Source organism: Streptomyces sp. MI02-7b (genome assembly GCF_033793585.1).
Classification (GTDB): domain Bacteria; phylum Actinomycetota; class Actinomycetes; order Streptomycetales; family Streptomycetaceae; genus Actinacidiphila.
This window is the reverse complement of record NZ_JARAWX010000009.1, coordinates 83,622-97,683: the sequence shown is the minus strand read 5'-3', so window position 1 is coordinate 97,683 and position 14,062 is coordinate 83,622. Positions and strand designations below refer to the sequence as shown.

15 protein-coding genes are annotated in these 14,062 nt (G+C 71.8%); 8 read left to right on the top strand and 7 right to left on the bottom strand.

Annotated elements, in window-relative coordinates; genetic code table 11:
* Nucleotides 1-5: 5 nt before the first annotated feature.
* From PV364_RS16915 to PV364_RS16895, 5 genes are all read right to left on the bottom strand, one after another.
* A complete protein-coding gene (locus PV364_RS16915; protein ID WP_319660838.1) occupies nt 6-1,067 on the bottom strand; it encodes an ABC transporter permease in 1,062 nt (353 codons plus the stop codon).
* Nucleotides 1,060-2,568, bottom strand: a complete 1,509-nt coding sequence (locus tag PV364_RS16910) for a sugar ABC transporter ATP-binding protein (protein WP_319660837.1) — start codon at nt 2,566-2,568, stop codon at nt 1,060-1,062. The genes PV364_RS16915 and PV364_RS16910 overlap by 8 nt, the downstream gene beginning before the upstream one ends.
* A gap of 20 nt (nt 2,569-2,588) precedes the next feature.
* Nucleotides 2,589-3,659, bottom strand: coding sequence for a sugar ABC transporter substrate-binding protein (locus PV364_RS16905; RefSeq protein ID WP_319660836.1), 1,071 nt, complete (start codon nt 3,657-3,659; stop codon nt 2,589-2,591).
* A gap of 88 nt (nt 3,660-3,747) precedes the next feature.
* The gene (locus PV364_RS16900) at nt 3,748-3,963 is read right to left on the bottom strand and encodes a hypothetical protein (RefSeq protein ID WP_319660835.1); all 216 of its coding nucleotides are present in this window, start codon (nt 3,961-3,963) and stop codon (nt 3,748-3,750) included.
* Nucleotides 3,960-5,267 carry an enolase C-terminal domain-like protein gene (locus tag PV364_RS16895; RefSeq protein WP_319660834.1) on the bottom strand — a complete coding sequence of 436 codons (1,308 nt, stop codon included), beginning with the start codon at nt 5,265-5,267 and terminating at the stop codon, nt 3,960-3,962. Before PV364_RS16895 ends, PV364_RS16900 begins: the two co-directional genes overlap by 4 nt.
* A gap of 304 nt (nt 5,268-5,571) precedes the next feature.
* Here PV364_RS16895 and PV364_RS16890 point away from each other — a divergent pair, with 304 nt between their 5' ends.
* From PV364_RS16890 to larE, 7 genes are all read left to right on the top strand, one after another.
* Nucleotides 5,572-6,291, top strand: coding sequence for a FadR/GntR family transcriptional regulator (locus tag PV364_RS16890; RefSeq protein WP_319660833.1), 720 nt, complete (start codon nt 5,572-5,574; stop codon nt 6,289-6,291).
* A gap of 229 nt (nt 6,292-6,520) precedes the next feature.
* Entirely contained in the window at nt 6,521-7,453 is a 933-nt protein-coding gene (locus PV364_RS16885; protein WP_319660832.1) for an aldo/keto reductase, read from the top strand.
* Nucleotides 7,450-8,403: an amidohydrolase family protein gene (locus tag PV364_RS16880; protein WP_319660831.1), complete on the top strand. Its 954-nt coding sequence runs from the start codon at nt 7,450-7,452 to the stop codon at nt 8,401-8,403. The genes PV364_RS16885 and PV364_RS16880 overlap by 4 nt, the downstream gene beginning before the upstream one ends.
* Complete coding sequence (gene larA / locus PV364_RS16875; protein ID WP_319660830.1) at nt 8,400-9,680, top strand: nickel-dependent lactate racemase; 1,281 nt, start codon at nt 8,400-8,402, stop codon at nt 9,678-9,680. The genes PV364_RS16880 and larA overlap by 4 nt, the downstream gene beginning before the upstream one ends.
* Nucleotides 9,677-10,366, top strand: coding sequence for a nickel pincer cofactor biosynthesis protein LarB (gene larB / locus PV364_RS16870; protein ID WP_319660829.1), 690 nt, complete (start codon nt 9,677-9,679; stop codon nt 10,364-10,366). The genes larA and larB overlap by 4 nt, the downstream gene beginning before the upstream one ends.
* On the top strand, nt 10,363-11,544 hold the full coding sequence (gene larC / locus PV364_RS16865; RefSeq protein WP_319660828.1) for a nickel pincer cofactor biosynthesis protein LarC: 1,182 nt from the start codon (nt 10,363-10,365) through the stop codon (nt 11,542-11,544). The genes larB and larC overlap by 4 nt, the downstream gene beginning before the upstream one ends.
* Nucleotides 11,534-12,358 (top strand): ATP-dependent sacrificial sulfur transferase LarE, encoded by an 825-nt coding sequence (gene larE, locus PV364_RS16860; protein ID WP_319660826.1) that lies wholly within the window; start codon nt 11,534-11,536, stop codon nt 12,356-12,358. The genes larC and larE overlap by 11 nt, the downstream gene beginning before the upstream one ends.
* Nucleotides 12,359-12,587: 229 nt before the next feature.
* Here larE and PV364_RS16855 read toward each other — a convergent pair whose 3' ends face one another.
* The gene (locus tag PV364_RS16855; RefSeq protein WP_319660825.1) at nt 12,588-13,007 is read right to left on the bottom strand and encodes a hypothetical protein; all 420 of its coding nucleotides are present in this window, start codon (nt 13,005-13,007) and stop codon (nt 12,588-12,590) included.
* A gap of 31 nt (nt 13,008-13,038) precedes the next feature.
* Here PV364_RS16855 and PV364_RS16850 point away from each other — a divergent pair, with 31 nt between their 5' ends.
* Nucleotides 13,039-13,215 carry a hypothetical protein gene (locus PV364_RS16850; RefSeq protein ID WP_319660824.1) on the top strand — a complete coding sequence of 59 codons (177 nt, stop codon included), beginning with the start codon at nt 13,039-13,041 and terminating at the stop codon, nt 13,213-13,215.
* Nucleotides 13,216-13,222: 7 nt separating this feature from the next.
* Here the strand turns inward: PV364_RS16850 and PV364_RS16845 are convergent, their stop codons facing one another.
* Nucleotides 13,223-13,966: a metallophosphoesterase gene (locus PV364_RS16845; RefSeq protein WP_319660823.1), complete on the bottom strand. Its 744-nt coding sequence runs from the start codon at nt 13,964-13,966 to the stop codon at nt 13,223-13,225.
* Between the last annotated feature and the right edge of the window lie 96 nt (nt 13,967-14,062).

Below are 14,062 nucleotides of genomic sequence, written 5' to 3'. Positions count from 1 at the left end.
GGTTCCTATTCCTGGGCCCTGCCGCCCGTGATGCGGGACAGCGCCAGGGCGATGAGGATGATCGTGCCGTTGAGGGCGCCGATCCACTGCGCGGGAACGCCGCCGAGGGTCAGGACGTTCTGGATCATGAACAGCAGCAGGATGCCCGTGAAGGCTCCGAACATGGTGCCCTTGCCGCCGTTGAGGCTGATGCCGCCGATGACCGCCGCCGCGAAGACGGTGAAGATGTAGCCGTTGCCCTGGGCGGAGGCCACCGAGGCCAGGCGTCCGGAGAGCAGCAGGCCGCTCAGCGCCGCCAGCACGCTCGCGGTGACGATGACGGTCCACAGCACACGGTCGGTACGGATGCCCGCCGCTTTCGCCGCGTCGACGTTGCCGCCGATCGCGTACAAGGAGCGGCCGAAGCTGGTGAAGCCGAGCACCACGATGCCGGTGGCGAACAGGAGCAGGCAGATCCACACCGAGGCGGGCATGCCCGCCCACTGGGCGGTGCCGAGGTAGAGCATCGACGGCGGCAGCTGGAAGAACGTCTGGCCACCGGAGATGCCGGTCAGGACACCGCGCAGCACGATCAGCATGCCGAGCGTGACGATGAAGCCGTTGAGGCCGAACCGGATGATGAACAGGGCGTTGACCACGCCGATCAGCAGACCCACCGCCAAGGTGACCGGCACGGACCAGCCGCCGGGCAGCAGGCCGATTCCGTGCGTCGCGCCGGCCGGGACGGTGAGCCAGGCGGCGACCCCGGGTGCGATCCCCATCGTGGACTCCAGGGAGAGGTCCATCTTCTTGACGATCAGCACCAGGGTCTGGGCCAGGACGAGCAGGGCGATCTCGGACATCGTCTGCAGGACGTTGATCAGGTTGTCCGCCTGGAGGAATACCGGATTGACGAACTGGCCGACGATCGCCATCGCGATGATCGCGGGAACGAGCGCCAGGTCGCGCCGTCGTGCGAGAGCGATCCGGTGACCGCTTCCGGTCGCCGCGGCCGGCCGCGCGCCCGCGGCGTCGGGCGACCCGCCGTCCGGGCTCTTCTCGGCAGCCGCGGCCGCGCTGTCAGACATCGAGGTCCACTCCTTCCATCGCGGCCACGAGCTCGTGGTCGTGCCAGCCTCCGGCCCTCTCGGCCACGACGCGGCCCCGGAACATCACCAGGACCCGGTCGCACGTGCGCAGGTCGTCGAGTTCGTCGGAGGCGATGAGCACCCCGGTGCCGGACTCGGCGATCGCCTCGACCTTGCCGAGGAGGAACTCCTTGGACCGCACGTCCACGCCGGCGGTCGGATTGATCAGCACCAGTACTTTCGGATCGTTGGCCAGGGCCCGGGCCATGACGACCTTCTGCTGGTTGCCTCCCGAGAGTCCGGAGACGGGCAGCTGCGGCCCCGGTGTCTTGATCTCCAGCTTGTCGATCATCGAGCGGGCGTAGGCGTCGCGGCGGCGGTTGTCGATGAGGCCCGCTGAGCCGAGCCGTTCGGGGATGGTCAGGGTCCCGTTGTCCGCGATGGACATCTCCGGCACGAGCCCATGGTGGTGACGGTCCTGGGGGACGAACCCCACACCCGCGGCCAGCGCGGCGGGGACGCTGCCCGGCCGCGGCCGGACCCCCGCGATCCGGACCGTTCCCGTTTCGGCGGCCCGGAGTCCGACGACCGTCTCCGCGACCTCGGTACGGCCGCTGCCGGCCGCGCCGGCGAGACCGACGATCTCCCCGCCCCGGATCTCGAAGGACACGTCGCGGTACGTTCCCCGCACAGCCGCGCCTTCCACCGCGAGTACGGCGGGGGAGTGGGAGCCGGCGGGCCGGCGGCGCCTTTCACCGCCCCTGTCCGCGTTCTCGCCCGTCATGGCGGCCACGAGTTCGGCCCGGGGCAGCTCCGCCACGGGGGCGGTGAGGATGTGCCGGGCGTCGCGGAGCACCGTGACCATGTCGCAGATCTCGTAGACCTCCTGCAAGTGGTGGCTGATGAAGAGAAAGGTGATGCCCTGGCGCTGGAGGTCCCGGATCCGCGCGAACAGCCGGTTGATGGCCGATCCGTCCAGTTGCGCGGTGGGCTCGTCCAGGATGATGAAGCGTGCGCCGAACGACAGCGCGCGGGCGATCTCAACGAACTGCCGCTGCTCTATGCTCAGTTCCCCGGCGGGGGTGCGCACGTCCACGTCGACCGACCAGGTCCGCAGGACCTCGCGTGCCCGGTCACGGACCGTGCGCCAGCTGATCAGGCCACCCCGTCCCCGGCCGTGCCGGTTCAGGAAGAGGTTCTCCGCGACCGTGAGCTGGGGGATGACGGTGGACTTCTGGTAGACGCAGGCCACCCGCCTGCGCCAGGCATCCCGGTCGGCGAGCCGGGGGGCCGGCGCGCCGTCGAAGGCCACCGTCCCCTCGTCCGGTGCCTGAAGTCCGGTGAGGACGGAGACGAGGGTGGACTTGCCCGCCCCGTTGCGGCCCACGAGCGCGTGCGTCTCCCCGGGCTTGATCGTGATCCCGGCGTCGTGCAGCGCGACCGTGGAGCCGAACCGCTTCGTCAGCCCCGACGCCTGGACCACGGGATGAGCCGTGACCATGGTGTGTACCGCCCTTCCGGTCAGCCGAGGTTGTTGCCCCACAGGGACGGGTCGTCGCTCTTGAGGCTGGCAACCCCGCCGTAGGTGCCGCCGTCCGCGGTCACGAGCGGGGCGGAGAGCTGATCCTCCAGCAGACCCTCGCGGACCTGGATGATCGTGCTGTCGTGGTCGGTCTTGCCGGGCTTGAACGTCTTGCCGTCGATCGCCGCCTTGAGATACGAGAGGGCGTACTTGGCGTACAGGTCGGCGGGCTGGGAGACCGTGGCATCGATCTTCCCGGCGGCGATGTCCTTGAGCTCCTCGGGGATTCCGTCGTTGGAGACGATGAAGACGTGCTTCTCGTCATCGGGGCCGACCAGCAGGTTCTTCTGCTTGAGCACCTGCAGGGTGCCGGCGAGCGCGAAGCTGGACTGCATGTAGACACCCTTGATGTCGGGGTGCGCGGTCAGGTCGGTCTGGAGCTTCTGCGCCGCGACCGCCCCGTCCCAGTTGGTGGCCTCACCGAGGACCTTGATGCCGGGGTAGTTCTTCGCCATGCACTCGTTGAAGGCCTCGGTGCGGTCCCGGCCGTTGATCGAGGCGAGGTCGCCCTGGAGCATGACGACCTTGCCCTCGCCCTTCAGCTTGGTGCCGAGGAACTGGCAGGCCTTCTCGCCGTAGGCGCGGTTGTCGGCGCGGACCACCATGTAGACGTTGCCGGTGTCGGGCCTGGTGTCCACCGTGACGACCGGGATCTTCTTGGCCTCCATCTGCGCCAGGGTCGGCGCGATGGCCGCTGTGTCCTGAGGCGCCATCGCGACGCCCTTGACGCCCTGGCTGATGAAGGTCTGCGCGTTGGCGGTGAGTTTGGCGACGTCGTTCTGCGAGTTGGTGGTCTTCAGGTCCAGCCCGAGTTCCTTGGCGAACTCGGGGGTGTACTTGATGTAGGAGTTCCAGAAGTCGGTGTCGGAGCGCGGGTAGTCGACCCCGATCACCGTCGAACCGCCGCCCGTGCCCGACGAGGATCCGGAGTCGCCGCAGGCGGTGAGTGCGAAGGCGGTCAGGGCGGCGAGGCCGCCGAAGCATACGTGCCGGGTGAATCTGAGCTCCATTGCTCGTTCTCCTTGCCGGTGGGTCGCAGGGGCGGGGCTGTACGCCGGCGGACGTGCGGGCGTGCCGGAGTCCGGGGAGGGGCCGGGGTCAGGCGCGCGGGCGGCCGGGCAGGCTTCCGGTGCCTCCGTCGGCGGCGGCGTCCGCGCTGATGCCGGTGAGGGGTTCGGGGACGTCGTCGGGGGTGAGGCCGGGGCAGGCGGTCCTGGCCCCGCGGAACGCCGGCAGGCGGGCTGCGGCCGGCCGGATGCCGCAGGTGGCGCCGGTCCCGAGCGCCTTCGGGCCCGCTGACTCGGGGGCGCTCATCCGCCGGCCTCTGCGGCCCACACGGGGCCGTCGGGATAGCGGTGGTCCTCCAGGGACCGCGGATGCAGCTCGGCGCCGATACCGGGAGCGATGGGCGCCAGGTAGCGGCCGTCGCGGATGCGCACCGGGTCGGTGAAGTGCCCGTGCAGATGGTCGACGTACTCGATGACCCGGTCCTCGGTGGTGCCGCTGACCGCCACGTAGTCGAACATCGCCAGATGCTGCACCATCTCGCACAGCCCGACCCCGCCGGCGTGCGGGCACACCGGGACGCCGAACTTGGCGGCCAGCAGCAGGACGGCGACGTTCTCGGTGACCCCGGCGGTGCGGCTGGCGTCGAGCTGCAGCACGTCGAGCGCGCCCGCCTGGAGCAGCTGCTTGAACATCACCTGGTTGTGGGTGTGTTCGCCGGTGGCGACCTTGACCGGAGCCAGCGCCCTGCGGATGGCGGCGTGGCCGAGGATGTCGTCCGGGGAAGTGGGCTCCTCGATCCAGTACGGGTCGTAGGGCGTGAGCGCCGCCATCCAGTCGATCGCCTGCCGCACGCCCCACGCCTGGTTGGCGTCGACGGCGATCCTGACGTCCGGGCCGACCGCCTCGCGCGCCAGCCGCATCCGGCGTACGTCCGCCTCGCGATCGGCGCCGACCTTCAGCTTGATCTGCCCGAAGCCCTCGGCGACCGCTTCCTTGGACAGGCGCACCAGCTTCTCGTCGTCGTAGCCGAGCCAGCCCGGAGTCGTGGTGTAGGCCGGGTAGCCGTGCTCCAGCAGGTGCGCGGTACGCCGGGCGCGGCCGGGCTCGGCGCGTCGCAGGATCTCCAGCGCCTCGTCACGGGTGAGGGCGTCCTGGAGGTAGCGGAAGTCGACGAGGTCGACCAGCTGTTCCGGGGAGAGCTCGGCCAGCAGACGCCAGACCGGCTTGCCGGTACGGCGGCCGTACAGGTCCCAGACGGCGTTGACGACGGCTGCGGCGGCCATGTGGATGGCCCCCTTCTCCGGGCCCAGCCAACGCAGTTGGCTGTCGCCGGTCAGCCGACGCGAGAAGCCTCCCAGATCGGCCAGTACCTCCTCGACGGGCAGTCCGACGACCAGCGGCGCCAGGGCCCTGATGGCGGCGACCTCCACCTCGTTGCCGCGGCCCACGGTGAAGGCGAGTCCGTATCCCTCCGCCCCGGCACTCGTACGGACCGTCACATAGGCGGCCGAGTAGTCGGGTTCGGGATTCATGGCGTCGGAACCGTCGAGTTCCCGCGACGTGGGGAACCGTACGTCGACCGCTTCGACTGCGGTGATCAGCTCAGTCATCGCTTCCGGCGCCTCCGGCTCGGAGGCTCCGGCGCACTCCCCGCTTCATGGCAACCACCCGTCCTCATGTGTCAACGAGATGTTCTCTTCGTTGCGACCAGCGTCGGACATTGGATGGATTTATAGAGTCGGCTCGCATGGATGTCCATACCCCCGGCAGGCAAAGGATCGCGAGACGCTTCTGACCTGCAGATATGTGACAGTCCCACATCGGGCGTGGAGTGCGGGCCATCCCATGTATTCCGCAGTGATGGGATGTATTGCTACGCTGCCGCCGCCTGGGTGACGAGCAGGGAGCAGACGGATGTCTTTGACCGACAAGGCGATCGACCGCATCAGGGACCTCATCCACTCGGGCGAGCTGCGGCCCGGCGCCAAACTGCCGCCCGAGCAGCAACTGGCAGCGGAGCTGGGCCTGTCCCGCAACCTCATGCGGGAAGCGGTGAAAGCGCTGGTCGTCGCCCGGGTGCTGGAGATCCGCCGGGGCGACGGGACGTATGTGACCAGCCTGGAACCGGAGTTGCTGCTGAGCAGCATCGGTTCGGCGGTGGAGCTGCTGCGGGGCGACACTCTGCTGGAGCTCACCGAGGTGCGCCGGCTCTTCGAACCGATCGCCACGGGTCTGGCCGCCACGCGGATCTCGGCCGCGGGACTGCGGGAGGTCGAACGGCATCTGGAGGCGATGCGGGCGGCCCTTGACGACGTGGAGCGCCTCAACGAGCACGACGCGGCCTTCCACCGTGCCGTCGTCGCGGCCACCGGCAACGCCACCCTCGCCACCCTGCTGGAGGGGATCTCCGGGCGGACGCTGCGTGCCCGTGTCTGGCGTGGCCTGGTCGACGACGACGCCGCGGGACGGACGGTCGCCGAACACGAGGCGATCCACCGGGCGCTGGCCGCCGGTGACGCCCCCCTGGCGCAGGCGGCCGCCCTCTTGCACGTCAGCAACACCGAACAGTGGCTGCGCGAGCACCTCGAACCCGCCTCCGGTGCCACGGGCGACGTCCCGGAGGGCCGGCGGTGACCCGACACGGCGTCGTCCGCTCGAAGGCCCGGCCCAACGACCCGCCGCCCGCCGGCGGGCACGTGACACCGACGACGAGGAGCAGCCCGATGGGATTCCCGCGCGCCGGCGACGTCGTCAGGGCGGAGATCGAACGGCCCAGCCGCAGGCGGCACGTCCTCGGGCGGGCCTGATGCCCCCCGCGATCCGGCCCTGGTACACCGAACGGGTACCTCTGGGACGCTCCGGGGTGAGCGTCAGCCGCGTCGGGCTCGGCACCGCGCCGCTGGGCGGCCTCGCCTCGGCCGCCGGCCGCCGGCAGGCCACCGAGACGCTGAAGGCCGCCTGGGCCGCCGGGATCAGGTACTTCGACACCGCCCCGCACGACGGCGCCGGACTCGCCGAACAGCGGCTCGGCGCGTTCCTCACCGGGGCCGGGCACCCGCGCGCGGAGACCACGGTGTCCACCAAGGTCGGCCGGCTGCCCGTACCGGGGGAACCGGCCCCGGGAGACGAGGCCTTCCATGGCGCGCCCGGTCTCGTCACGGTCCGCGACTACAGTGCCGACGGCGTCTACCGCTCACTCGCCGAAAGCCTGGAGCGCTCCGGTCTCGACGCCTTCGACATCGTCTTCATCCACGACCCGGACGGCTGCTGGGAGCAGGCCGTGAGCGGTGCCTACCCGGCGCTGGCCCGGCTTCGCGACGAGGGAGCCGTCCGGGCGATGGGCGCGGCCATGAACCAGACGGCGATGCTCACCCGCTTCGTGACCGAGACCGACCTCGATTGCGTGCTCGTGGCCGGCCGCTACTCGCTGCTGGACCGCAGCGCGGCCGACGAACTGCTGCCCGCGTGCGCCGAACGCGCGGTGGGCGTCCTCGTCGGCGGTGTCTTCAACAGCGGCATCCTCGCGAACCTGGCCCCGGACGCCGTGTACGACCGCGCGCCGGCTTCGGAAGCGGTCCTCCGCCACGCCCGGGCCCTCGGTGAGCGCTGCGCCGAGTACGGTGTCCCGCTTGCCGCCGCCGCGCTGCGGTTCCCCCTGCGCCATCCGGCTGTCACCGGTGTCGTCGTCGGGGCGCGCAGCGCACAGGAGATCACCGTGAACGCCGCGCTCGCCTCGATGACGATCCCCGAGGAGCTGTGGCCGGAGCTCGACGTCCTGGAAGCGGAGGAGCGATGAGCCGGATCGACGCACACCACCACGTCCGGCGGCCGGCACCGTCCCCGTCCGCCACGCACGGCCCCGCTCCCAGCCCTGGTCCTGGTCCGCGGCGCCGTGTGCACGCGTGGCTCGACGCACCCGGTACGGCCCCGGTGCGGCGGGACTTCACCTTGGAGGACCTGGCGCCGCCGGGCCAGGCAGCGGGCGTCGACCGCACGATCCTGGTCCAGGTACTGCCCGACACCGGCGAGACCGAGGACTTCCTGACCCTGGCCTCGACGGCCGGGACCGTCGCCGGGGTCGTGCGCTGGGTCGACCTCCCGTCCGACCGCCTCCCGCGCACGCTGGACACCCTGCGGGCGGCACCGGGCGGCGAACTGCTCGTGGGCACCAGGCACCTCGTGCAGGACGAGCGGGACCCCCGCTGGCTCAGCCGGCCTGATGTACGGCGGGGTCTGCGCCTGGTCGCGCGGGCGGACCTCGCCTACGACCTGCTCGTCCGTCCGCATCAACTGCCCGCGGCCATCGAGGCCGTCCGGGAGCTGCCGGAACTCACCTTTGTGCTCGACCATCCGGCAGAACCCCCCGTGGCCACCGGTGAGATGCAGCCCTGGACCTCGCTGGTCCGCGAACTGGCGGCCCTTCTTAACGCGTTCTGCAAGCTGTCCGGCATGGCCACCGAGGCCGGCCGGAACCGCTGGAGCGTGGCAACCTTGCGTCCCTGCGCCGACGTGGTGCTCGACGCGTTCGGTCCCGAGCGGGTGATGTTCGGTTCCGACTGGCCGGTGTGCCTGCCGGCCGCCTCGCACGAGGAGGTCGTCGGCGCGGCGGAGGCACTGACGGACGGCCTCACCGAGGCCGAGCGCTCCCACGTCTTCCGCGCGACGGCGGAACGCGCCTATCGCCTGGAAGAGCGGCACCGTCGGGGGCGGGCCGACGACGCAGAGGCCGTGGAGGCGGTCCGGTGAAAGTACGTCTCGCCTACGGGCAGTCAGGGCTCGACATCGACGTCGATCCGCACAGGACCACCGTCGTCGAGCCCGTCCACCACCCGGCGGCCCGGAACCAGGCGGCCGTCCTGCGCGCGGCCCTGCGCGAACCGGTCGCCGGGCCCCCGTTGGCCGAGAGGGTGCGCCCGGGGCAGACGGTGGCCATCTCGGCCTGCGACGGCACGCGGCCGCAGCCCCGGCACCTGATGATCCCGGCCCTGCTGGACGAGCTGGACGGCATCGTCCGCAGGGAGGACGTGGTGATCCTCGTGGCGACGGGCACCCATCGCGGCAACGACGCGTCCGAACTCCGGACGATGTTCGGCGACGAGATCGCGGACACGGTGAGGATCGTCAACCACGACGCCCGCGACGCCTCGCGGCTGACGTGGATGGGCAGGCACGGCGACGGCGTACCGGTCTGGCTCAACCGGGAGTGGGTGGAGGCGGACGTCCGGATCACCACGGGCTTCGTCGAACCCCACTTCTTCGCCGGTTTCTCCGGCGGCCCGAAGCTCGTCGCCCCCGGCCTGGCGGGTCTGGAGACCGTGCTCGTGCTGCACGACGCGGCCCGGATCGGCGATCCGCGCGCCACCTGGGGCATCACCCGCGGAAACCCGGTTCACAACGACGTGCGCGCCATCGCGGAGGCCACCGGTGTCACCTTCGCGTTCGACGTGGTGCTCAACCGCGACAAGGACGTCGTCGCGGCGTTCGGCGGCGATCTGCCGCCGATGCACGCCGCCGCCACGGCCGCGGCCGCGCGCATGGCGATGCGCCCGGTGCGGGCACCGTTCGACGTCGTCGTCACCACCAACTCCGGCTTCCCGCTGGACCAGAACCTGTACCAGGCGGTCAAGGGGATGTCGGCGGCCTACCAGGTGGTCCGCCCCGGAGGGACGATCGTGTGCGCGGCCGAGTGCCGCGACGGTTTCCCCGACCACGGCTCCTACCGCCGGGTCCTGGCCTCGGCCCCGTCCCCGCAGGCGCTCCTGAACGAGATCTCCGCGCGCACCGAGACGATTCCGGACCAGTGGCAGGTGCAGATCCAGGCCCGTATCCAGTCGGGCAGTCAGGTCATCATGCACACCTCCTACCTCAGTGACGACGAACTGGCCGCGGCCCACCTGCGGCAGACCCGGGACATCTCCGCGACCGTCGCCGAAGCCCTGGCCGCCGCGGGCCCGCAGGCCCGCCTGTGCGTCCTGCCGGAAGGTCCGCAGACCATCCCGTTCATCGAAGGGAGCCGGTTGTGAACGACGTACTGGACCTCGGATACGCACGCGTCGACATCGGCCGCGAGGCACGGCAAGGACTGCCCGAGGTCGTGTACGGCCCCGGCAAGACCGTGGAGCAGATCGCCGGCATCGTCACCGGCCTCCTGGAGCACAACACCGGGCCCGTCCTGGTCACCCGCGTCGCCCCGGACACCGCGACGGCCGTCCTGGGGCGGGTGGAGTCCGGATCGTACGACGAGGAGGCCCGGCTGCTGCTCTGGCGACCTGCCGCCGCATCGGGCTTCTCCGTCGTGGTGGCCGCCGCCGGGACCTCCGACCGGCCGGTGGCCGCCGAAGCCACCGCTGTGGCCACGGCCGTCGGGCTGGACACGACGGCCGTGCACGACGTGGGAGTGGCGGGACTCGAACGCGTGCTGCAGGTCCGCGGTCTGCTGCGGGCCGCGGACGCGGTGATCGTCGTGGCGGGCATGGAGGGCGCCCTCGCCAGTGTCGTCGGCGGTCTGGTGGCCGCCCCCGTCGTGGCGGTTCCGGTCTCCACCGGGTACGGCGCCTCGCTGGACGGCGTGACCGCGCTGCTCGCCATGCACGCCTCCTGCGCCGCCGGCGTGACCGTGGTCAACATCGACTCCGGGTTCTCGGCGGCCATGGCCGTTCACCGCATCGCCCGGTCCCGCGGTACGGCGGACCCGGGAGGTGCCAGGTGATCTGCTGGATCAACCCGTTCACCGGACTGGCCGGGGACATGCTGCTGGGCGCCCTGATCGACGCGGGGGCACCGCTCGACCGGATCCGGTCCGCCGTCTCCGCCACCGGCCTGACCGGCTGGGACCTGACGGCCGAACGCGTCACCGACCACGGACTGGCCGCCACCCGCGTACGCGTGGAGGTCACCGATCCGTGCACCGAGCGGCGTGCCGCCGAGGTGATCGAGATGGCCTCCCGGGCCGCTCCCCGCCCCGTCGCGACCCTCGCCGTCGCCGCCCTCACGGCCATCGCCGAGGTGGAGGGGAGACTGCACGAGGCCGACCCCGCCACCGTCCATCTGCACGAACTCGGCGGACACGACACCCTGGTGGACATCGTCGGCAACGCCGCGGCCCTGCACGCCCTCGGCATCACCGACGTCATCAGCTCGCCCCTGCCGCTCGGCCGCGGCGAGGTGAACGCGGCGCACGGCGTCCTGCCCTGCCCGGCGCCGGCCACCCTCGCCCTGCTGACCGGAGCGGCCGTCAGGGGCTGCGACCTTTCCGGGGAGACGGTGACACCCACGGGCGCCGCACTCCTGCGCGCCGTCCGCACCCGTTACGGCCCGCCGCCCCCCATGACACTGGGCGCCACCGGCTACGGGGCGGGGTCGCGCCGCCTGTCCGACCGGCCCAACCTCGTCTCCGTCACCCTCGGCGACCCGGTCCCGACCACGGCGAACGAGGAAGTCGTCGTCCTGGAGACCAACCTCGACGACGTCACCGGAGAACTCCTCGGGCACCTCATCACCCGCCTCCTGGACGCCGGTGCCCTCGACGCCTGGACGACCGCCGCGGTGATGAAGAAGGGCAGGCCCGCGCAGGTCCTGCACCTCCTCACCACCGCGCACCACGAAGGACGGCTGCGCGACATGGTCCTGGCCGAGACCGGTGCCCTCGGCATCCGGCGGATCACCGCGACCCGCACCGCGCTGCCGCGCGCCTTCGAGACCGTCGACGTCGACGGACACGCCATCCGGGTCAAACACGGTCCGTACGCGGCCAAACCCGAGCACGACGACGTGGCGGCCGCGGCCACGGCGCTGGGTCTGCCCCTGCGCGCCGTCGCCGCGCGCGCACTGCGCCTGAGCCGGGAAGGGGCGACGGAGACGAGCCAGGAGGAACACCGTGCACAGTGACGACACCCTTGAGCGCCGGCTGCTGAACGGCGTGCGCGCGCTCGGCGGTTCCCTCGCCGTCGCCTACTCGGGCGGCGCCGACTCCGCCCTGGTCCTCGCCGCGGCCGCACGGGCGCTCGGGCCTGAGCGCGTCCTGGCCGTCACCGCCGTCTCGGAGAGCCTGGCCGACGGTGAGCTGTCCCGTGCGCGGCACCTCGCCGGCGACCTCGGGATCATCCATCTCACGCCGCGCACGCACGAGTTGACCCGGCCCGGATACCGGGCCAACGGGCCCGACCGCTGCTACTTCTGCAAGTCCGAGGTGCTGGACACCATCACCGCGCTCGCCCACGAGCACGGCGTCGACGTCGTGGCCACCGGCACCAACGCCGACGACGCATCCGACCCCCACCGTCCGGGCATCCGCGCCGGGCGGGAGCGCGGCATCCGCACACCGCTCCTCGACGCCGGCCTGACCAAGGCGGACGTACGCCGCCTCAGCAGACACTGGGCCTTGCCCACCTGGGACAAACCCGCGACCCCCTGCCTCGCCAGCCGCGTCCGCTACGGGATCGAGGTCACCTCTCACCGCCTGGCCCGCATCGACCGCGCGGAGAGGGCCGTTCGGGCGCTGACGACCGAGGCCGGGGTGAACGTGCGGGACCTCCGCGTCCGCGACCTCGGGGACCGCGCCCGCATCGAGGTGGACCCGCTCCTCGTCGCCCGCATCGCGGCTTTGCCGGGACTCGCCCGAGCGCTCGCAGAAGCAGGCTTCGCCGACCTGCCCCACCAGGTCGAACCGTTTCGCTCCGGCCGGCTCAACTCCGAGGTCTGACCCGCCCGCCTGGCCTCGGCCCGTGCGCCTTCGTACGGGCCGGACCGCCCCTCGGTGCTGCCGGCAGATGGTGACTGCTCGCACATGGGCTGCGCGTAGCCGGAGGACGCCCGACCCGCCGTGACAGGTGTCCGCGGATCCGGCCCGGGTCCGCGAGCGCCGGGTCGAGGTGAACCGAGCCGCTGGACCGGCGCGTCGGAGCGCCACGTGGAGCCCGCGGGCAGGGCCTTCAGGCAATGGATCGGATGCCCATGGCGAGCAGGACGACGGCCGTGGCTCTCGTCCCCAGTGCCGCAGCCGCGGGTCGCAGTGCCTGCGTCGTCCGGCCGAGCAGGACGGTCCAGCCCAGCAGCCAGGCGGTGACGAGCAGTGCGTGGGCGCAGGCCAGGGTGAGGACCTGGCCGGCGAGCGGCTGATGTCGGTCCAGGAACTGCGGACGAGGGTGAGATGGATCGAGGCCGCCTTGGGGTTGAGGACGTTGGCCAGCAGTGCATGGAGAAAGGCGGGTCCGGGTCGCCGGGCGGCCGCCGGGCCCGTCGGCGGCCGGACCGACGTGGGCGGACCGCCAGGTCCACAGGCCGAGGCCGATGAGATAGACGGCGCCGCCGAGTCGGACCGCGGCGTAGGCACGGCCGGAGTGCATGGCCACGGCGGGCCGGCCCGGCGATGGCGAGGGTGGCGTGGACGTACAGGCCACCGGCGGTGCCGAGGATGACGGGCAGCGCGTGGCGGCGGCCGTGTTCGGTGACCTGCCGGATGAGCAGGGCCAGGCTGGCGCCGGGGGTGGCGATCAGCGGGAAGACCGACGCCAGGAACCCGGCGACGGCGGACGGGTGCACAGCGGTGGCTGCGACTGAGGGGCCGTCAGAGCACGACGCGGAAGTGCGTGGTGAGGCGGTGCGCGTCGTCCAGGACGTGGAAGGCGAGCGCGGGCGGCTGGTCACGGTCGGCGGGCCGGTCGCCTTCCCACGGCATCCGCAGGGTCCAGGTGACGGCCGGTCCGACGATCAGCGGACGGCCGGCGAAGGTCGAGGCGGCGGCGGTGTGCGCGTGCCCCGTGATCACCGCGACGACCTGCGGATACGCGTCGAGCACGGCCGCGAGGCCTTCCGGCCGGCGGAGCATGCCGGAATCGGGCAGAGGGTGGTGGAGCGCGACCGGCGGTTGGTGGAAGGCGATCAGCGCCGGCATGGACGACGGCAGGCCGGCGAGGGTGGTGTCGATCCAGTCGAGGGTCTGCTGCTCCAACAGCCCTTCGTCCCGGCCCGGGATGGTGGAGTCGCACATCAGCACCGCCGTACCGGCAACGTGGTGGAGTTGGTTGATCGGCTGCCCGCCGGGTGCCTCGCCGAGCAGGGCCTTGCGGTAGGCCGGGCGCACGTCGTGGTTGCCGGGGCAGGTCAGCACGGGGAACGGTGCGGACAGGAGCCTGGCGGCCTCCTCGTACTCGCTCTGCGTGCCGTGGTCGGCGATGTCGCCGGTGACCAGGAGGGCGTCGATGGGGTGCGGCAGGTCGCGCAGGTGGTCCATGACCCGCGCGGCTCGCTCGGTCGCCCGTTCGCTGCCGTCCAGGTGCAGGTCGCTGATCTGTGCGAGCAGGACTGTCATTGATCTGTCTCCCTTGCTTACGTGGTCACCCTTCCGCTCAGGACAGGGCAGGGTCGGACCAGGGCAGCTAATGGATAGCTTTCACTTTGGCGTTAG